This is a genomic window from Allobosea rubneri (genome assembly GCF_032464875.1).
Classification (GTDB): domain Bacteria; phylum Pseudomonadota; class Alphaproteobacteria; order Rhizobiales; family Beijerinckiaceae; genus Allobosea; species Allobosea rubneri.
This window is the reverse complement of sequence record NZ_JAWDID010000009.1, coordinates 88,614-108,393: the sequence shown is the minus strand read 5'-3', so window position 1 is coordinate 108,393 and position 19,780 is coordinate 88,614. Positions and strand designations below refer to the sequence as shown.

The following is a 19,780-nucleotide window of genomic DNA, read 5'->3' as shown; positions in this document are numbered from 1 at the left end:
CGGATTGATCCACACCAGCGCCGTCGCTTTCGATCGTTAGAAAAACTACCCCGGCGCGCTGCCCGACTCAGGCGGCGCTGTCGAAATAGGATTGTAGCGACCTCACTTCGAGATCGCCGCTGCAATAGGCCTTGATGCCCTCCGCCGCAGCGATCGCTCCGGCCAAGGTGGTATAATAGGGCACCTTGTGCAAGAGGGCGGCGCGGCGCAGCGGGCGTGAATCCGCAAGTGCCTGCGGACCCTCCGTGGTGTTGAAGACCAGCTGGATTCCGCCGTTCTTGATCGCGTCCACGATGTGCGGGCGGCCTTCCAGGACCTTGTTGATCTTGGTGGCGCGGATGCCGTTGTCCTGGAGCAGGCGCTGGGTCCCGCCGGTCGCGACGATCTGGAAGCCGAGCTCGGCGAGCATCCGGATCGAGGGCAGGATCCGCAGCTTGTCCTGGTCGCGGAGCGAGACGAAGACGGTGCCCTTCACCGGGACCTTCGAGCCGGCGCCGAGCTGGCTCTTGGCGAAGGCGACGTCGAAGGAGCGGTCGAGGCCGATGACCTCGCCGGTCGAGCGCATCTCCGGCCCGAGCAGCACGTCGACGCCGGGGAAGCGGGCGAAGGGGAAGACCGCCTCCTTCACGCCGACATGGCCGAGCTTCTCCTGCTTCAGGCCGAAGCTGGCGAGGCTCTCGCCCGCCATCAGCCGCGCCGCGATCTTGGCGATCGGCTTGCCGATGACCTTGGCGACGAAGGGCACGGTGCGCGAGGCCCTAGGATTGACCTCAAGCACGTAGATGACATCGTTCTGGATGGCGTACTGGACGTTCATCAGGCCGCCGACATCCAGCGCCAGCGCCATGGCGCGGGTCTGGCGCTCCAGCTCGGCGATCATTTCGGGGCTGAGAGAGCGCGGCGGCAGCGAGCAGGCGGAGTCGCCGGAATGGATGCCGGCCTCCTCGATATGCTCCATGATCCCGGCGATGAAGGCGTCCTTGCCGTCCGAGAGGCAGTCGACGTCGACCTCGATGGCGTCAGAGAGATAGCGGTCGAACAGCAGCGGGTTCTTGCCGAGGACGGTGTTGATCTGCCCGGTCTTGTCGTTCGGGTACTTGGCCTTGACCTCGGACGGGATCAGCGAGGGCAGGGTGCCAAGCAGGTAGTTCTCGAACTGGGTCTCGTCGCGGATGATCTCCATGGCGCGCCCGCCGAGCACATAGGAGGGGCGGACGACGAAGGGCAGGCCGAGCTCGGCGGCGATCAGGCGGGCCTGCTCGACCGAATAGGCGATGCCGTTCTTCGGCTGCTTGAGCTGGAGCTTGTCGAGCAGGCGCTTGAAGCGGTCGCGGTCCTCGGCGAGGTCGATCGCGTCCGGCGTCGTGCCGAGGATCGGGATGCCGGCCTGCTCGAGCGCATGGGCGAGCTTCAGCGGGGTCTGGCCGCCGAACTGCACGATGACGCCGTGGAGCGTGCCCTTCTGCTTCTCGGTCTCGAGGATCTCGAGCACGTCCTCGGCGGTCAGCGGCTCGAAATAGAGCCGGTCCGAGGTGTCGTAGTCGGTCGAGACCGTCTCGGGGTTGCAGTTGACCATGATGGTCTCATAGCCGGCATCGCGCAGGGCGTAGCAGGCATGGCAGCAGCAATAGTCGAACTCGATGCCCTGGCCGATGCGGTTCGGCCCGCCGCCGAGGATGACGACCTTCTTGGCGGAGGACGGCATGGCCTCGTCGGCCGGGGCGCCGGCGAAGGGCATGGCATAGGTCGAGTACATATAGGCGGTCGGCGAGGCGAACTCTGCGGCGCAGGTGTCGATGCGCTTGAACACCGGCCGGACGTCCAGCGAACGGCGCAACGCCTTGACCTCGGCCTCGGTCTTGCCGGAGACCGCGGCGAGGCGCTTGTCGGAGAAACCCATCGCCTTGACCTGGCGCAGTGCGATCGGCGTCTGCGGCAGTCCGTGGACGCGGATCTTCTCCTCGGTGTCGACGATGCCGCGCATCTGGGCGAGGAACCAGGGGTCGATCTTGCAGCTCTCGTGGATCTGCTCGTCGGTGAAGCCGAGGCGCATGGCCTGGGCGACATGGAGGATGCGGTCCGGCGTCGGGGTCGAGAGCGCTGCCTTGACGGCGTTGCGGTCGTCGCCCTGGCCGAGGCCCTCGACCTCGATCTCGTCGAGCCCGTCGAGGCCGGTCTCCAGCGAGCGCAGCGCCTTCTGCAGCGATTCCTGGAAGGTGCGGCCGATGGCCATGGCCTCGCCGACCGACTTCATTGCGGTTGTCAGGGTCGGCTCGGAGCCGGGGAACTTCTCGAAGGCGAAGCGCGGGATCTTGGTGACGACATAGTCGATCGTCGGCTCGAACGAGGCCGGGGTCGCGCCGCCGGTGATGTCGTTCTCGATCTCGTCGAGCGTGTAGCCGACGGCGAGGCGCGCCGCGACCTTGGCGATCGGGAAGCCGGTGGCCTTAGACGCCAGGGCGGACGAGCGCGAGACGCGCGGGTTCATCTCGATGACGATCATCCGGCCGGTCTCGGGATCGACGGCGAACTGCACGTTCGAGCCGCCGGTCTCGACGCCGATCTCGCGCAGCACCGCCAGCGAGGCGTCGCGCATGATCTGGTATTCCTTGTCGGTCAGCGTCAGCGCCGGGGCGACCGTGATCGAATCGCCGGTATGGACGCCCATCGGGTCGAAGTTCTCGATCGAGCAGACGATGATGCAGTTGTCCGCCTTATCGCGGACGACCTCCATCTCGTATTCCTTCCAGCCGAGGACGCTCTCCTCGATCAGGATCTCGCTGGTCGGCGAGGCGTCGATGCCGCGCTCGCAGATCTCGATGAACTCGCTTTTGTTGTAGGCGATGCCGCCGCCGGTACCGCCCATGGTGAAGGACGGGCGGATGATCGTCGGCAGGCCGATGTCCTCGAGCGCCTCGAGCGCGGCGCCGAGCGTCTTGACGTGATGCGAGCGCGGGGTCGAGAGGCCGATCTTGGTCATCGCCTCGCGGAAGCGCTCGCGATCCTCGGCCTTGTCGATGGCATCGGCGGTGGCGCCGATCATCTCGACGTCGAACTTCTCCAGCACGCCCATCTTCTCGAGCGAGAGCGCGCAGTTGAGCGCGGTCTGGCCGCCCATGGTCGGCAGCAGCGCAAAGCCGCCCGGCAGGACGTTACGTTCCTTCTCGATGATCTTGGCGACGATCTCGGGCGTGATCGGCTCGACATAGGTCGAATCAGCCAGCTCCGGATCGGTCATGATCGTCGCCGGGTTCGAGTTGACCAGGACGATGCGGTAGCCCTCGGCCTTCAGCGTCTTGCAGGCCTGGGTGCCGGAATAGTCGAATTCGCAGGCCTGGCCGATGATGATGGGCCCGGCGCCGATGATCAGGATCGTCTTGATGTCTGTGCGCCTGGGCATGGGTCTCGACCGTGCTTGCGAGCGCGCGTCACCCTCGTCCGGTCGTGCGAACGGCGGGCAGCGAGCGCCTGAATGAATGCTAGGCGCTCGCTATAGACGGGAGCGGCGGCCGGGGGAAGCAGAAAGCGCGGGCAGGTGGCATGCGCGGGCGGGCATGCCTTTCGCCGGCGGGTTCGAGAGGCGTCGTTGGCCCGGGCGAGGGGCCCGGTTCGGGTTGCGGGCCCCGGCCATCGATGCGATAGAGGGCCCGGGTGCTCCGCCGCGATGGTGCGGCGGGCAGGTTTTTTGCGCTGGTCGGGCCGCCAGTGCGAGGAGACCTGCATCGATGATCCCGGCCACCCGGGCGCGCCTCCTGCGTGCGCGCCGTGCTTTTTTCCGCATTTCCGCAATCGCCTCGGGCAAGGGGCAGCGTCGATGAGCGGGACCTCCAACGCGCGCAAGCCGATCACGACGCTCCGCAAGTTCGTCGAGAGCGAATCCGCCGGCGGTCTCGTCCTGATGGCGGCCGCGCTGCTTGCCATCGTCATCGCCAACTCGCCTCAGGCTCCGGCCTATTTCGCCGCGCTGAAGGTCTATATCGGGCCGCTCAGCCTGCTGCACTGGATCAACGACGCGCTGATGGCGGTGTTCTTCCTGTTCGTCGGGCTCGAGATCAAGCGCGAGATGTTGGACGGGCAGCTCTCGACCTGGTCGCGCCGGATATTGCCAGGGGCGGCGGCGCTGGGCGGCATGGTCGTTCCCGGCCTGATCTTCCTCGCCTTCAACCGGGCCGATCCGTCCGCGCTGCGTGGCTGGGCGATTCCGGCGGCGACCGATATCGCCTTCGCGCTCGGCGTGCTGTCCCTGCTCGGTTCCCGCGTGCCGGGCTCGCTCAAGGTCTTCCTGGCAGCGCTGGCGATCATCGACGATCTCGGCGCGGTGGTGATCATCGCGCTGTTCTACACCGCCGAGATCAACCTCTATGCCCTGCTCGGCGGGGTCGTCGTGTTCGGCCTTCTCTTGGGGCTGAACCGTCTCGGCTATCGGAAGCTGCCGGCCTATCTCGCCCTCGGGCTGGTGCTGTGGGTGTTTACCCTGATCTCCGGCGTCCATGCGACCGTGGCCGGCGTCCTGCTGGCGCTGACCATCCCGATCAGGACGACGCCGGCCAAGCCCGAGGCCGATCCGGCGCACTCGCCGCTGCATCGCCTCGAACACCATCTGCATCTGCCGGTCGCCTTCCTGATCGTGCCGATCTTCGGCTTCGCCAATGCCGGCGTCTCGTTCTCCGGCCTGTCCTCGGCGGTACTGGGCGACATGCTGGCCGTCGGCGTCGCCGCCGGCCTGTTCTTCGGCAAGCTGATCGGGGTGCTGGGCGCGGTCGTGCTGATGGAGCGCAAGGGCTGGGCCGACCTGCCGGCCAATGCCAGCTGGAGCCAGATGGTCGGCGTCGCGCTGCTCTGCGGCATCGGCTTCACCATGAGCCTCTTCATCGGCCTGCTGGCCTTCGAGGACCCCGCCATGCAGGCGCGGGTGAAGTACGGCATTCTCGCCGGTTCGCTGCTCTCTGGCGTGGCGGGCTATCTCGTGCTGCGGCTCGCCCGCAGGGAGGCCCCGCCGCCGCGCGCCGCCGGTTGAGGCGGCTGCCGCCTTCGCGCTTTTCGAGCCTCTGCCTCAGGTATAGCATCGCCGCTTCCGCGATGGCGTCGAGCCGGTTCGCGACTGTTCCGGCCACGCCCCAACCAGAGGAGCATGGTCATGCGTCAACCAGATCCGCAAAAGCTCGATGCCCTGGTCGGACGCCTTGTCGGGGACGTCGGCGCCTGCGTCACCGGTTCCCTGATCGTGCTGGGCGACCAGCTCGGGCTCTACAAGGCGATGGGGGACGGCAAGCCGGTCTCCGCCGCGGAACTCGCCAGCCGGACCGGCGTCAAGGAGCGCTATGTGCGCGAATGGCTCTCGGCGCAGGCGGCGGCCGAGTATGTGCAATATGACGAGAAGACCGATCGCTTCAGCCTCTCGCCCGAGCAGGTCATGGCCTTCGCGGAGGAAGGCAGCCCGGCCTTCTTCGCCGGAGCCTTCGAGATCGTGCAGTCGATGTGGGTCGACGAGCCCAAGGTCGAGCAGGCCTTCCGGACCGGCGAGGGGCTCGGCTGGCACGAGCACAGCAAATGCCTGTTCCGCGGCACCGAACGCTTCTTCCGGCCGGGCTACAACGCCAATCTGAAGACGAGCTGGATTCCGGCGCTCGATGGCGTCGAGGCGAAGCTGGAGAAGGGCGCGGTCGTGGCCGATGTCGGCTGCGGCCATGGCGCCTCGACCATCCTGATGGCCCAGGCCTATCCGAAATCGCGCTTCTTCGCCTTCGACTATCACGGGCCCTCGATCGAGAAGGCGCGCGAGGCGGCCGACGAGGCCGGCGTCGGCGACCGGATCGTCTTCGAGCAGGCCTCGGCCAAGGATTTCCCGGCGAAGAAATACGATCTCGTCGCGATGTTCGACTGCCTGCACGATATGGGCGATCCCGTCGGCGCCGGTCGCCATGTCATGGAGACATTGGCCGATGACGGCACCTGGATGATCGTCGAGCCCTTCGCCCATGACCATCTCAAGGACAATCTCAACCCTGTCGGGCGGATCTTCTACGGGGCGTCGACGATGATCTGCACGCCCGCCTCGCTGTCGCAGGAGGTCGGGCTCGGGCTCGGGGCACAGGCCGGCGAGATGCGCCTGCGCAAGGTCGCGCTCGATGCCGGCTTCTCGCGCTTCCGCCGCGCCACCGAGACGCCGTTCAACATGGTGTTCGAGGTCCGTGCCTGATCCGGCAGCAGAGGCATGCCCCTTCGCCATGAGGGGATGAGGCATGCGGGCCTGGCGCCCTTCAGCGCGCGGGCGGGGCGATGGCGATCTCGCTGACGAGCGAGGCCCGGCGCGCCGCGGCCCGTTTCCGCCGCAGCGAGACCAGCAGCAGGCCGAGTGCGCCGAGCTCGCACAGGGCTCCGACGAAGCCGAGCTGCCAGGATGCGCCGTGGCGCAGGACCTGCTGGCCGAGCGCGGCGCCGGCCGCGATGCCGACATAGAGCGCCGAGGCGTTGAGCGAGAGCGCGACGACGGTTGCGTCGGGCGCCATCGCGGCGAGCCGCGACATTTGCGAGGGATGGCCGGCCCAGCCGGCACCGCTCCAGACCATCATCACCACCGGCAGAACGAATATCGCGAGCGCAGGGGGCAGCGTCAGGGCGACGAGCGAGGCGGTGGCGAGCGCGGCTGCGAGCAAAGCGAGCACGAAGGTCAGCGTCGGCTCGGGGCCGAAGCGGTCGCTGGCCCTTCCGCCCCATTGGTTGCCGAGTGCCGAGCCGATGCCGGCGACGACCAGGGTGGCGCTGAGCCAATGGCCGGTGATGCCGGCTTGGGCGGCGAGGAAGGGTGCGATGTAGGTGTAGAGGGTGAAGGCGCCGGTGGTCCAAAGCGCGGTGGTACCGAGCGCGAGCAGCACGTCGCCGCGACGGGCGACCTGCAGCCGCTCGGCGAGGGTGTTGGCGCCGCGCGGCAGTCCCGCCGGCATCTTGAGGAGCAGGCCGAGCAGGGCGAGGGCGCCGAACAGCGCCACGACGAGGAAGGCGAAATGCCAGCCGTGCGTTGCGACAGCGGTGCCGAGCGGCACGCCGAGGATCAGCGAGACGGTCATGCCGCCGGTGACGAGCGCGATCGCGCGGGCCCTGCGCTCCGGCGGCGCCAGCGAGACGGCGACCGCATTGGCGGCCGGCATGAACACGCCGGCGCCGAGCGCCATCAGGATGCGGGCCAGCATCAGCCAGCCGAAATCGCTGGTGAAGGCGGCCAGCAGATTGGCGAGGGTGAAGACGCCGAGAGAGCCGATCAGCACGCGCCGCCGGTCGCGATTGCCGAGCAACGTCGAGAGCACTGGCGAGCCGATGGCATAGGCGATGGCGAAGACCGAGATCAGCAGGCCTGCCATATCGACGGAGACGCCGAAGGCGGCGGCGAGATTGGGCAGGATACCGGTGATGACGAGGCTGCCCGTGCCGATGGCGAAGGCGCCGCCGGCCAGCAGGAGAAGGCGGGTGTCCATGGCGGATCGCTCCGTGGGGAGTTGCCGACTATTTCAATGATCGTTGAATCATGGGCGCCGGCCGATCATGAGTCAATCCTAAATTCAAGGATCGTTGAAACTTGTCAGGAGCAGCGCCGGCAATTAAGCCTGAGGTGATGAAGCAGATCTTCCATCCCGAGATCGAGGACGTCGTGCCGGCCGACGTGTTCGCTGCGCTGGGCGATCCGATCCGGCTCGGCATCCTGGTCTCGCTCGCGGATTGCGACGAGGTCGACAAGGCGCGCTGCGGCGCCTTCACCGAGCTCGCCTCGCCCTCGCTGCTCTCCTACCATTTCGCCAAATTGCGCGAGGCCGGGATCACGCGCTCCCGGGCGGAGGGGACTGTGCGCTTCCTCAGCATCCGCCGCGAGGAGTTCGAGCGGCGCTTCCCCGGCCTGCTCGACAGCGTGATCGAGACGGCGCGGCGCGACCCGTCGGTGCCGCGGATCAGGCTCGACGTGTGATTGCCCTCTCCGTCATGGTCGGGGCGACCGCCAGTTCACGGCTTTTGCGATGTGGCGGATGCTTTCCAGAAGGTGATGAAAGACCCGTCACGCGCGGGGAACCCTCTCCTGGAAGGAGAGGGTAGGGTGAGGTGTAGGTCGTCCGAGCAGTTCCGCGAACGCTCAACGCGCGGTCGGGTTCAGGCCAACGTTTCCAGTCCGAACACCTCACCCCTACCCCTCTCCTTCCAGGAGAGGGGATCCCGCGCCAGTCTCGTCCGCCGGGGAAGGTCAGCCTAACCGCAGCATGGGCATCCCGGCCCGAACACCGCCCGGCTGCCGAGCGCCGCCAGCTTTCCGCGCCAGCCCGGTACCTTTTCCCTGATCCCTGCCATCGTCCGCTCGCGATCGAGGCGGGTCGGGCGGCCGTCCTCGACCAGAAGCGCCCCGTCGACTATGCTGGTCACCACGTCGCTCGCCCTCGCGTAATAGACCAGCGCGGCATAGTCGCCGTAATAAGGCTGGAGGTGCGGGCGGTCGATGTCGACCATGATCAGGTCGGCCTTCTTGCCCGGCTCCAGCGAGCCGATCTCGTCCTGAAGCCCCATGACGCGGGCGGCGCCGATCGTGTGCAGCTCCAGCGCCTGTGCGCAGGTGAGGGCGGTCGGGCTGCCCAGGCGCAGGCGCATGGCGTTGAGGGCGTTGCGCATGCCCTCGAACGGGTCGTTCAGCATCCAGTCGGTGGCGAAACCTGTCGGGATGCCGCGCGCCATGATGTCCTCGAGCGGCGGGTAGCGGCCCCGGCGCGGATAGATCGTCGGGCAGTGGGCATAGGCCGCGCCGCTCTCCTCTGCGGCGTCGAGATCGCCCGTCCCGGCGAAGACGAGATGGGCGAGCACGACATCCGGGCCGAGCATGCCGACATCGCGCAGAAACTCGACGGGGCCGCAGCCATACGCCGCCTTGATCTGCTCGGCCTCGCCCGCGCTCTGGGCTGCATGGATATGCATGCCGATGCCGAGCCGGTTCGCCTCGGCACGGGCCGCCTTCAGCAACCCGGGCGAACAGGTGTCGGTGGCATGCGTGCCGATGCGCGCTGTGATGCGGCCGTCGGCAGCGCCGTGCCAGAGCTCGGCAAAGGCGACGCCGTCGCGCAGGCGTTCCTCGCCAATAGCGGCATGATGCGTGTAGTCGCCGCGCCAGAGTTCGTGCAGGCGGACATCGAAGACCTTGTGGGCGATCTGGGCGCGCAAGCCGCAGCCTTCGACCGTCTCGGCGAGGCGGTGCGGCGCGTACCAGATGTCGTTGATCGTGGTGATGCCCGACTGGAGCATGTCGGCGCAGCCGGCCTCTGCCAGCAGCGCCCATTCCTCCTCGGTGATGTCCTTTTCCATCCGGAAGGCGACTTCGAGCAGCGCCGCCTTGGCGGCGTGGTCGTCGGTCTGGCTGCGGAAGACCAATGACGCCGCGTGCGAATGGCAGTTGACGAAGCCGGGGAGGACTGCCCGCCCGGCGCCGTCGAGGGTGCGGGCCGGCGCCCAATGTCCTTCCGGCTGGCGCGGGCCGGCATGGAGGATGCGCCCGCCGGCGATCGCGACCTCGCCATCCGGGATAATCGGCATTCCCGGGCTGACCGGATAGAGGAATTCGGCGCGCACCAAGAGGTCGATCTCGATCATGGCGCGGGTTCCTCCGTCGGCAAGGGAAGCGCGAGCTTAGCGGCGTTTGAAGCGTTCTGAAGCCCTCGCGGATGCAACGGCGACTCCTTGCCAAAAGAGGTGCGGGTCATCCCAGGCGACCGGAGGGAGACCCGGGATCCATTCCGGAACCTCATTCGGGAAGGCTCAGGAATGGATCCCGGATCTCCGTTTCACTCCGTCCGGGATGACAGCGTGATGGGATGTCGAAGCCACAAGAGCAGTCTTGCGCCTCCGGATCACCCTCGCTATGAAATGTTACAACGTAACAAAATATGAGATCCGAGATGGACTCCCGCCTTCCCGTTACCGTGTTGTCCGGCTTTCTCGGCGCCGGCAAGACGACGCTGCTCAACCACGTCCTCAACAACCGCGAGGGCCGCAAGGTCGCGGTCATCGTCAACGACATGAGCGAGGTGAACATCGACGCCGATCTCGTGCGGGCCGGCGGCGGCGATCTCTCGCGCACCGACGAGAAGCTGGTCGAGATGAGCAATGGCTGCATCTGCTGCACCTTGCGCGACGATCTCCTCGCTGAGGTCGGCCGGCTCGCCCGCGACGGGCGCTTCGACTATCTCCTGATCGAGGGCACCGGCATCGCCGAGCCGCTGCCGATCGCCGCAACCTTCGAGTTCCGCGACGAGGACGGCTTCTCGCTCTCCGACCTCGCCCGGCTCGACACCATGGTGACGGTGGTCGACGCGGTGAACCTGCTCAAGGATTACGGCTCGCGCGACTTCCTGCGCGAGCGCGGCGAGACGGCGGGGGAGGGCGACGAGCGCACGCTGGTCGATCTCCTGGTCGAGCAGATCGAGTTCGCCGATGTCGTCGTGCTCAACAAGGTCGGCGATGCCGGGCCGGAAGCAGTGGCGCAGGCAAAGCTCGTCATTCGGGCGCTCAACCCGGATGCGCGGCTGATCGAGGCCGATTTCGGCCGTGTGGCGCTGGGTCAGATCCTCGACACCGGCCTGTTCGACCATGAGAAGGCGCAGGAGCACCCGCTCTGGCACAAGGAGCTCTACGGCTTCAAAGACCATGTGCCGGAGACCGAGGAATACGGCATCTCCTCCTTCGTCTACCGGGCGCGCCGGCCGTTCCATCCGGAAAAGTTCAACGCTTTCCTCGGCCAGAGCTGGTTCGGGCTGATCCGGGCCAAGGGGCATTTCTGGCTGGCGACCCGGCCGGAATGGGTTGGCGAGATGTCGCTGGCCGGCAGCATCTGCCGGACCGAGGCGATGGGCTTCTGGTGGGCCGCGATCCCGCGTTCGCGCTGGCCCGACCATCCCGAATGGAAGGCGATCCTGAACCGGCACTGGCATTCGGTCTGGGGCGACCGCCGGCAGGAACTGGTCTTCATCGGCACGGGGCTGGACGAGCAGGCGATCCGCGCCGCGCTGGATGCCTGCCTTATCGGCGAGACGCCGACGATCGCCTTCAGGCCCGAGCGCTATCGCGACCTGCCCGACCCGTTCCCGGCCTGGCTCCGGGCCGAAGCCGCCTGAGATCCCGTCAACTCAGCCCTCATCCTGAGGAGCCGCGCAGCGGCGTCTCGAAGGATGTTCCAGCTGGTTCAGGAGCCTCCTGGAGCATCCTTCGAGACGCGCCTCTGGCGCTCCTCAGGATGAGGGCAGGGGAGGCCCGCGTCGTTTTCTCGTCGCCCGCTGTGGCGCCTGTCCCGGAGGTTTAGAATGCACCCCCACTTGCTGTCTTCCCTTGCGCTGTCCGTCGGACTCGCGAGCCTGCCGGCACTTGCCCATGACCACGCGGTCCTGCGCGGCCGCCTGGTCTTCGCCGACCATGAGAAGCCGGTGGTCCGCGTGCTCGATCTCGACACCGGCGAGGTCACGCATAGCTTCGACGTGCCCAAGGCCAATCCCGGCTTCGCCGGCATCGAAGGCGGCCGCTTCGTCGCGATCAAGACCGGCGACGATGCCGGCACGATCCGCTTCCTCGATACCGGCCTGACGATCGAGTCGCATGGCGACCACAACGACATCGAGAAGGGGCCGGTGAAGCTCACCGACCTCGTGCTGACGGGTCAGAAGCCGGCCCATGTCATCTCGGGCCATGGCCAGCTCGCGCTGTTCTATGACGGCATTCGCCCCTGGGACGGGCCAAGCACGGCGAAGGCGGTGCTGGTTGCGATCGACGACCTTGCCAAGGACAAGCCGGCGCTAACGGAATGGCCGAGCCCCGGACCGCAGCACGGCATCGTCGTGCCGCTCGGCGCACGGCGCTGGCTGACCTCGGTGCCCAACCCCGCCTATGTCAGGGGCGACGACCGCAAGGCGTCGTCCCGGCCGGACGGTTTCGAAATCCAGCAGCAGGACAAGCGCGGCTGGCGCAGGCTCGCCTCCTTCAACGATCGGGCGAAGGCCGACGCCTCCTGCAAGCTCTATCACGGCCATGCTGCGGCCGGCGGGCGCCATGTCTTCGGCTGCGCCGAGGGCGAGGGTGGCGGCATGCTGATCCTGTCGCAGAGCAAGAGCGGCTTCAGCGCGCGCAAGCTCGCCTATCCCGACGAGCGCCGGATCAGCGCGATCAAGGCGCGGGCCAGCGCCAAATTCATGGTCGCCAATTACGGCAAGGAGGCGCCCTATGATGCGCTGCTGCGGGTCGATCCGGCGGCGCAGTCGCTGTCGACGAACGATGTCCTGCCGGTGCCGGGCGGCCAGCCGGCCTGCCAGTTCGAGCTTTCCGGCAACGGCAAGCGCCTCGCCAATCTGACGTCGGACGGCAAGCTGCGGATCTACGAGATCGCGCCGGCTTGGAAGGAGCTCGCCAGCTTCGAGGCGGTGCCGGCCTTCGACTGCCAGTATGGCGCGCGGACGCCGACGCCGTCGCTGGCGGTGATCGGCGGCAATGCCTTCGTCAGCGATCCGCTGAACGGCCGCATTCGGGAGTACAGCCTCGATTCGCTGAAGCAGGGGCTGGACCTGCCGGTCGAGGGCAAGCCGGCCAATCTCGCCGGCAGCGATGCGGGGTGAGGACCGGCATCATAGAGCGCGAGTCGTCCCGGGCGACCAACGGGAGACCCGGGACCCATTCCGGAACCGTGATTGGAAATGCTCAGGAATGGATCCCGGATCGGCGCCGCTGTGCGGCTTGTCCGGGATGACTCAAGAGAGGAAACCGCATGGTTTGTAGGCTTCCGTTCAGCATCCGGGGTATAGGCATCCCGGATGCTGAACCGTCTCCCCCGCCACACGCGCCAGGTCATCGCCTACGCCTTCTCCGGCGTGATGGCGGCGGTCGCGCATTACGGTTTGCTGATCGGCCTGGTCGAGCTCGGCGGGGCTGATCCTGTATTGGCGTCGCTCGCCGGTTTCGTGCTCGGCGGCGTCGTCTCTTACGCGCTGAACCGTTGGCTGACTTTCGAGGCGACGCGGACCCATGGTGAGGCGAGCTGGCGCTTCGGCCTGATCGCCTTCGGCGGCTTCGTGCTGACCGGGGTGCTGATGCACCTCTTCGTCAAGGTTGCCGGCCTGCCCTATCTGCCGATGCAGGTGGTGACGACGCTGATCGTGATGGTCTTCACCTTCGCTGGCCACAAATTCTTCTCCTTCGCCGATCGCGAAGGGGCGTGATCAGGCACTCGCGCTTGCTTGAGGCGCAATCTCCGGGACCGTGAGTGCCTTCCTGGCCGAGAAGGCCATACGGTGCGGGTTGTGGCCGAAATTCGCGCGGCGTGTGACGCCTTCGAAACCGGCCGCTTCGACCAAGGCGGTGATGCCGACGGCGCTGTAGGTCGAGAGACCGTATTGTGCCCGCAGCTTGCGGTAGTCCGAGAAGACGGTGCGGACGAGGCCCCCGAGCGCGGCGAAGAAGAAGCCGCCGCGCCAGGCGAAGGCAAGCAGCTCGCTCGCATCGGTCAGGGGCGAGAGATCGGGCGGGATCACGTCAGCAAGGATGAGCTCACCGCCGGGCCTGAGCTTGGCGAGCCAGGTCGCCAGCGCCCGTTTCAGTTCGTCCTCGCTCAGATACTGGATCAGCGAGTTGGCGACGACGAGATCGAGCGAATCATCCGGCAGCGCCTCGACCTCTTCCGGCGAGACCACTGTGAGATTGGCCAGACGGCCGAAACGGGCCCTCAGCTTGTCACGGACGGTCGGCGCCGCCTCGCAGAGGATCAGCTTTCCGCTGGCGGCGGCGGCGAGATCGGCTGAGAGCGCTTCGCCGCAACCGACATCGAGAACGGCCGCATCCCTGCCCGGTACAGCGGCGGCGATGTCCTGCGCGATGCGCCGGTAGTGCAAGGCCTTGTGACGCTCCGAGACGTAGATCGCGTGCTCGCCATTCCAGAAGTCGCGCCAGGACATCGGGCCTTTTCCGTTTCGGGCCGGCGCGGAGGGCGCCTTTCCGGCTAGCCCTAGCCTGTTTCTGGGGAGCGCGGAACCGGGGCGTCTCGGGTTTCGCCAGTGCGGAAAAGCGCCGCGCTCAACCGAAACAGCCGCAGGTGCGGCCAAACGGTTTGCGCTCCGGCTGGCGAGACCCTAGCCTTTCCGGAGCCGAACATGTGCCCGGGGGGACCATGCTGCTGCTGCCTAAGCTCCTGAAGCGTTTCGTCCGCCAGGGCCGTCTCACCGTGATAACGCCGGATGGCAAGCGCCATGTCTTCGGCCCCGGTCCCGGCCCGATCAGTTTCGCCGGCCAGAACAAGAGCGCACCCGACGTTACGGTGCGCTTCTCGGACGACAGGATAGAACGCGAGATCTTCCTCAATCCCGAGCTCGCTTTGGCCGAAGGCTACATGGACGGGCGCGTCAATTTCGAGGATGGCTCCTCGATCCACGACCTGCTCTCGCTGTTCTGGCTGCAGCGCAAGGAACTGCGCAAACATCCGCTGCAGCAGGCGATCCGCAAGGTCCGGTTCAAGATCAGGCGCTTCCGGATGCACAATCCGCTCGGCGTCGCCGGCAAGAAGGTGAAGCATCACTACGACATCCCGACCGAGTTTTACCGGCTCTGGCTCGACGAGACGATGACCTATTCCTGTGCGTATTGGCATTCTCCGGACGTAGGATTGGAGAACGCGCAGAAGGCCAAGCTGCGCCATCTCGCCGCCAAGCTCAGGATCGAGCCGGGCATGCGGGTGCTCGATATCGGCTCGGGCTGGGGCGAACTTGCGATCTATCTCGCCAGGGCCTGCGGGGCGACTGTCACCGGCCTCAACGTCTCGCCGGACCAGATGGCGGCGGCGCAGAAGCGGGCGGAAGCGGCCGGCGTCGGTGGTGCCGTCAGCTTCATCAACAAGGACTATCGCGAGCTCACCGGCACCTTCGACCGCGTCGTCTCGGTCGGCATGATGGAGCATGTGGGCGTCGCGCATTACCTCGAATATTTCGAGAAGATCCGCGATCTGCTCACGCCGGACGGGATCGCGCTCGTCCACTGCATCGGCCGGGTCGGGCCGCCGGGCTTCACTGGCCCGTTCTTCGACAAGTACATCTTCCCCGGCGGCTATGCCCCGGCGCTGTCGGAGGTCTTCGCCGCGGTCGAGCAGACGGGCCTGTGGCATTCCGACTGCGAGTTCTGGCGTCGGCATTACCACTGGACGCTGGAAGCCTGGCGCGAGCGCTTCATGGCGCATCGCGACGAGGTCGTCGTCATGCTGGGCGAGCGCTTCGCGCGGATGTGGGAGTTCTACCTGTCCGCCTGCTCGATCTCCTTCGATATCGGCGGTGACATGGTCTTCCAGCTCCTGCTCGGCCAGCACAAGAGCGCTGTGCCGGTGATCCGTGACTATGTCACCGAGGCTGAACAGCAACTGGAACGGCGCGGCTTCTGAAGGCGTGCCGTCGCCGCCGGGACGCGGCTGGCGAAGCACTTCCAGCATCTTCGAGCGTTGTGGATAGATGATCGGAGAGGTACGCCAGAATATCAGCCGGCGGCTCTGACCCGTCCTGCCGAAACCCGCTATCCTGCCCGCGCTTTCCGCTCATTCAGCTTTCACATCCAGCGCGGTGATGAAGATGAGACTGGTCGCCGGAGCCATGCTTTGCGCTGCAACCGTCCTTCTCACGTCGGGCGCAGGCATCGCGCAGCAGAAGTCGGCCGAATGGGTGCTCGGCGTCGACAAGGACACGCAGGAGGAACTCGGCCTGAAGAAGCCGCCGAGGGTTGCGCATGTACGCGCCAAGGCGGGCCGGAAGAGCAGTTTCGTCCTGACAAAATGTAGCAGGAACGCGATCGAGGGACGTTTCGACGACGATCCGACGATCAATGTCGAGAAGCTGGCTGGCGGTTCGGACACCAAGAAAATCTTCGTCTCCTTTGACGGCGTCTCGGCGGTCTCGACTTTCGCGGACAACGGCTATGCGCCCTGGTATGTCGCGCTCCCGACGCCGCCCCGCAATGCCACGACGATCAATCTCTGCCCGACCGCCGAGGCGGCGGGTTCGCGCTGCCTGCGCTTTCCGATCGAGGGTTTCGCCGGGGCCCGGCAATTCGTCTGCGGGCGCTGAGCGGTCGGCTCTGCCGCCGAGCGGCACGTTCCGCTCAGCCGGGCGGCGGCAGGGCGCGAAGATAGCCGGTCGCGGTGAGCTCCCCGACATAGTCGAGGATGATCTGGCGCAGGCTGTCGACCGTGCGTGACGGGCCGGAAGGGCGCCGCACCATGCCGCCGGGGCGCAGCTCCGTCTCGATATGACAGGGCACGAGGCGCAAGCCGCCGCGGACGAGGTCGCCGACCATGGTCAGGCTCGAGAGCATCGAGACGCGATCCGACGTCATCAGCACCTCCCGGATCATCGACATCGAGCTGGCGCGCAGCACCGGCGTCTCCAGCTCCAGCCGGTTGCCGCGCATCGCCATCTCGACATCCTGGCCAAGTCGCTGGTCGAGCGTCGGCAGGATGAAGGGTTGCGTCTTCAGGGTCTCCAGATCGATGCGCCCGTTCTTGAAGAGCGGATGGCCGTAGCGGGCAAGCAGCGCCAGCGGCTCGTCATAGAGCGGCTCGCGGATGAAGCTGTCGGGGATGACCGGCTCGTAGAGCCGCCCGACGATCAGGTCGATCTTGTTCGAGCCGAGCAGCGCCAGCAGCTCGTGCATGCGGCCCTCGACGATCTGCACGGTGGTGCCTGGATGGGCCGTGTTGAAGCGGGTCAGGACCTGCGGCATCAGCCCGGTCGCGGCCGAAGGCAGGACGCCGACGACGATCGCCTCCAGCATGCCGGTGTCGATCAGGATCAGATCCTCGCCGATCCGGTCGACCTCGGCGAGGACGCGGCGGGCGCGGGCAATCACGGCCTCGCCATAGCGGGTCAGCGCGACGCCGCGGGGCAGGCGATCGAAGATCCTGACGCCGAGATAGTCCTCGAGATCGAGCAGGCTGCGGGTCGTCGCCGGCTGGGTCAGGCCCAGTGCCCGGGAGGCCTTGAGCACGCTGCCCTCATCGGCGATTGCGACCGCAACCCGCAGTTGCCGCATGCGCAGGCGCTGCTTGAGAAGGGAGAAGCTGCGTCCGGCCATCTGAGACACCATGCAAGGCGCGCGGTAGGGGCGCGCAGGAGCGAAGATCGAGAGATATACCGGTATCGGTATATCTGTATCCGATAAACGCTGTATTTTTCGGAGTTTTCGGCGACTAGGGTCCTGAATCTATCAGGGTTTCGTAATGCCGCCGAGAGGATATGCCGTGTCGGATAAGAGCTTTGTCGTGGTTGCCGCCCATGTCGGCGATTTCGTCTGGCGTGCGGGAGGGGCAATCGCCTGCCATGCGGAGCTGGGCCTGAAGCCGATCGTGGTCTGCCTGAGCTATGGCGCCTATGGCGAGTCGGCCAAGCTCTATGAGGACAAGGCGATGACGGCCGCGAAGGCCCGCGATATCCGCCGCGAGGAAGCCGAGAACGCTGCGAAAATCCTCGGCGCCGAGATCCATTTCCTCGGCGAGGAAGACTATCCGCTGCGGCCGACGGCGGAGATGTTCGAGACGACGGTCCGCCTGCTGCGCAAGCACCAGCCCGCCTTCATGATGACGCATCCGCGTGTCGACCCCTCGAACTGGGACCATGTCGAGACCTTCCGCTTCGCCGTCGAGGCGCGCCAGGTCGCGCAGGCGCAGGGGCGGCCCTGGGGCGAGATCGCGGGGGCGCCGCAGGTCTACTGCTTCGAGCCGCACCAGCCCGAGATCTGCGAATACGTTCCCGACACCTATCTCGATATCACCGAGGTCTGGGAGCAGAAGTTCGCGGCGATGCAGTGCCTCAAGGGCCAGGTCTCGCTGTGGAGCTACTACAAGGGCGTCGCCGAAAAGAACGGAAACCTGGCGCGGCGCCGCAATTTCGGCTCGGCACTCTATGCCGAGAGCTTCCAGAGGGTGTTCCCGACGACGATGAACCGGCTGGACCCGGTCTGACGGTAATCAAGAAGCACAAGCCAAAAAACACAATCGAGGGGAGAGAAGATGCCTGGGAGAGCACTGAAGAGCCTGATCATCGCAGCGTCGGCGCTGCTGCTGTCGCAGGCCGCCAGCGGCCAGGACTATCCGAGCAAGGTTGTCACCGTCGTCAACGGCTTCTCCTCGGGCGGGGCCGTCGACACCGTGGCGCGGGCGCTGTCGGAGCGGCTTTCGGCCAGTCTCGGCCAGAACTTCATCGTCGAGAGCCGCCCGGGCGCCGGCTCCAACCTTGCCGCCATGGCGGTGGTCCGCAGCGCGCCGGACGGCCATGCCCTGCTGCTCGGCACCAACGGCCTCGCGATCAACATGGCGCTCTACAAGACGCCGGGTTTCGACGTGGAGAAGGACCTCGCGCCGATCTCGATGGTCGGCGACATTCCGGCGGTGATCGCGGCGCACCCATCCTTTCCTGCCAACTCGATCGCCGAGCTGATCGCCTATGCCAAGCAGAAGCCGAACGAGGCCTCTTATGCCACACCGGGGAACGGCTCGTTGCCACATCTCGCCGTAGCGCTCCTGTCGAAGCAGGCCGGCATCGAACTGCGGCACGTCGCCTATCGCGGGGGCCATCCGGCGGTCACCGATGCGATCGGCGGGCATGTGCCGCTGGTCGTCGTCAATGCGCTCGAGGCAACGCCCTACATCAAGGAAGGGCGGCTGAAGGGGCTGGCGGTCACGGGGCCGGCGCGCCTCGCCAACCTGCCGGACGTGCCGACAGTCGCCGAGGGGCCGGGGCTCGCCGGCTTCGACGCGCAGACCTGGTGGGCGCTGTTCGCGCCGGCCGGCACGCCGCCGGCCGTGGTGCAGAAACTCCAAAGCGAGGTCCACAAGGCGCTGGCCGATCCCAAGCTGCGCGAGCGCATCGAGACCGTCGGCGGCCGCGTCCGCAGCTCCACCGCCGCGGAGCTGGGCGCCTTCGTCACCACCGAGCGCAAGAAATGGGGCCAGGTCGTCGCCGATACCGGCCTGCGCGAGTGAACTGATCTTTCGCCTCGTCGCGGGTTCTGCGGCGAGGCACCGCTTTCCGATGAATGAGACGAGGCCTCCATGAACCCTGTCGTGATCCGCACGAACAAGCGCGCCGCTGCCGCCGACATCGCATCCTTGGCCGAACTCGGCGTCTCGACCACGCATGAGGCGATGGGGCGCAGCGGCTTGATGAAGCCCTATATGCGGCCGATCTATGCCGGCGCGCAGATCGCCGGCAGCGCGGTGACGGTGCTGGCCCAGCCCGGCGACAACTGGATGATCCATGTCGCGATCGAGCAAGTGAAACCCGGCGACGTCCTCGTCGTCGCCTGCACTACCGACAATACCGACGGCATGTTCGGCGACCTGCTCGCGACCTCGCTGATGGCGCGCGGCGGCGCCGGCCTGATCATTGATGCCGGGGTGAGGGACGTTCGGGTGCTGACGCAGATGGGCTTTCCGGTCTGGTCGCGGGCGATCTCGGCCAAGGGCACGGTCAAGGCGACTTTGGGCTCGGTCAATGTCCCGGTGGTCTGCGCCGGGGCGCTGGTCAATCCCGGCGATGTCGTCGTCGCCGATGATGACGGGGTCGTGGTCGTGCCGCGCCTCGATGCGGCTTCCGTCGCCGAAGCCGGGCGCAAGCGCGAGGCCGGCGAGGAGGAAAAGCGGAGGCGCTTCGCGGCCGGCGAGCTCGGGCTCGACATGTACGGGATGCGCGAAGGGCTGGCGAAGGCGGGCCTGGTCTACTGCGACGATTCCGAGGACTGAGTTTTGCTTGAG

At 66.9% G+C, this 19,780-nt stretch carries 16 protein-coding genes; 11 read left to right on the top strand and 5 right to left on the bottom strand.

Annotated features, from left to right (window positions below; translation table 11 throughout):
• Nucleotides 1-67: 67 nt before the first annotated feature.
• Nucleotides 68-3,400: a carbamoyl-phosphate synthase large subunit gene (carB, locus tag RKE40_RS08555; RefSeq protein WP_316017811.1), complete on the bottom strand. Its 3,333-nt coding sequence runs from the start codon at nt 3,398-3,400 to the stop codon at nt 68-70.
• A gap of 414 nt (nt 3,401-3,814) precedes the next feature.
• Between carB and nhaA the strand changes: the two genes are divergently transcribed.
• Both nhaA and RKE40_RS08545 read left to right on the top strand, forming a co-directional pair.
• On the top strand, nt 3,815-5,017 hold the full coding sequence (nhaA, locus tag RKE40_RS08550; RefSeq protein WP_316017810.1) for a Na+/H+ antiporter NhaA: 1,203 nt from the start codon (nt 3,815-3,817) through the stop codon (nt 5,015-5,017).
• Nucleotides 5,018-5,137: 120 nt separating this feature from the next.
• Nucleotides 5,138-6,199 carry a class I SAM-dependent methyltransferase gene (locus RKE40_RS08545; RefSeq protein WP_316017809.1) on the top strand — a complete coding sequence of 354 codons (1,062 nt, stop codon included), beginning with the start codon at nt 5,138-5,140 and terminating at the stop codon, nt 6,197-6,199.
• Between the two features lie 61 nt (nt 6,200-6,260).
• Here RKE40_RS08545 and RKE40_RS08540 read toward each other — a convergent pair whose 3' ends face one another.
• Nucleotides 6,261-7,472: an MFS transporter gene (locus tag RKE40_RS08540; protein ID WP_316017808.1), complete on the bottom strand. Its 1,212-nt coding sequence runs from the start codon at nt 7,470-7,472 to the stop codon at nt 6,261-6,263.
• Nucleotides 7,473-7,609: 137 nt separating this feature from the next.
• Here RKE40_RS08540 and RKE40_RS08535 point away from each other — a divergent pair, with 137 nt between their 5' ends.
• Complete coding sequence (locus RKE40_RS08535; protein WP_316017807.1) at nt 7,610-7,957, top strand: ArsR/SmtB family transcription factor; 348 nt, start codon at nt 7,610-7,612, stop codon at nt 7,955-7,957.
• A gap of 275 nt (nt 7,958-8,232) precedes the next feature.
• Here the strand turns inward: RKE40_RS08535 and RKE40_RS08530 are convergent, their stop codons facing one another.
• On the bottom strand, nt 8,233-9,615 hold the full coding sequence (locus tag RKE40_RS08530; RefSeq protein WP_316017806.1) for an amidohydrolase family protein: 1,383 nt from the start codon (nt 9,613-9,615) through the stop codon (nt 8,233-8,235).
• A gap of 305 nt (nt 9,616-9,920) precedes the next feature.
• On the opposite strand from RKE40_RS08530, the gene zigA reads away from it, so the two are divergent.
• From zigA to RKE40_RS08515, 3 genes are all read left to right on the top strand, one after another.
• A complete protein-coding gene (gene zigA / locus RKE40_RS08525; RefSeq protein WP_316017805.1) occupies nt 9,921-11,135 on the top strand; it encodes a zinc metallochaperone GTPase ZigA in 1,215 nt (404 codons plus the stop codon).
• A gap of 186 nt (nt 11,136-11,321) precedes the next feature.
• On the top strand, nt 11,322-12,620 hold the full coding sequence (locus RKE40_RS08520; RefSeq protein WP_316017804.1) for a hypothetical protein: 1,299 nt from the start codon (nt 11,322-11,324) through the stop codon (nt 12,618-12,620).
• Between the two features lie 195 nt (nt 12,621-12,815).
• Entirely contained in the window at nt 12,816-13,220 is a 405-nt protein-coding gene (locus RKE40_RS08515) for a GtrA family protein (protein ID WP_316017803.1), read from the top strand.
• Here RKE40_RS08515 and RKE40_RS08510 read toward each other — a convergent pair whose 3' ends face one another.
• Entirely contained in the window at nt 13,221-13,952 is a 732-nt protein-coding gene (locus tag RKE40_RS08510; RefSeq protein WP_316017802.1) for a class I SAM-dependent methyltransferase, read from the bottom strand.
• A gap of 212 nt (nt 13,953-14,164) precedes the next feature.
• Here RKE40_RS08510 and RKE40_RS08505 point away from each other — a divergent pair, with 212 nt between their 5' ends.
• Complete coding sequence (locus RKE40_RS08505) at nt 14,165-15,421, top strand: class I SAM-dependent methyltransferase (RefSeq protein ID WP_316017801.1); 1,257 nt, start codon at nt 14,165-14,167, stop codon at nt 15,419-15,421.
• Nucleotides 15,422-15,605: 184 nt separating this feature from the next.
• The gene (locus RKE40_RS08500) at nt 15,606-16,097 is read left to right on the top strand and encodes a hypothetical protein (protein ID WP_316017800.1); all 492 of its coding nucleotides are present in this window, start codon (nt 15,606-15,608) and stop codon (nt 16,095-16,097) included.
• Nucleotides 16,098-16,131: 34 nt separating this feature from the next.
• Here RKE40_RS08500 and RKE40_RS08495 read toward each other — a convergent pair whose 3' ends face one another.
• Nucleotides 16,132-17,103: a LysR family transcriptional regulator gene (locus tag RKE40_RS08495; RefSeq protein ID WP_316017799.1), complete on the bottom strand. Its 972-nt coding sequence runs from the start codon at nt 17,101-17,103 to the stop codon at nt 16,132-16,134.
• Between the two features lie 166 nt (nt 17,104-17,269).
• Between RKE40_RS08495 and RKE40_RS08490 the strand changes: the two genes are divergently transcribed.
• From RKE40_RS08490 to RKE40_RS08480, 3 genes are all read left to right on the top strand, one after another.
• A complete protein-coding gene (locus RKE40_RS08490; protein ID WP_316017798.1) occupies nt 17,270-17,989 on the top strand; it encodes a PIG-L deacetylase family protein in 720 nt (239 codons plus the stop codon).
• Nucleotides 17,990-18,037: 48 nt separating this feature from the next.
• Nucleotides 18,038-19,009, top strand: coding sequence for a Bug family tripartite tricarboxylate transporter substrate binding protein (locus tag RKE40_RS08485; protein WP_316017797.1), 972 nt, complete (start codon nt 18,038-18,040; stop codon nt 19,007-19,009).
• Between the two features lie 69 nt (nt 19,010-19,078).
• Nucleotides 19,079-19,768 carry a 4-carboxy-4-hydroxy-2-oxoadipate aldolase/oxaloacetate decarboxylase gene (locus RKE40_RS08480; RefSeq protein WP_316017796.1) on the top strand — a complete coding sequence of 230 codons (690 nt, stop codon included), beginning with the start codon at nt 19,079-19,081 and terminating at the stop codon, nt 19,766-19,768.
• Nucleotides 19,769-19,780 lie beyond the last annotated feature (12 nt).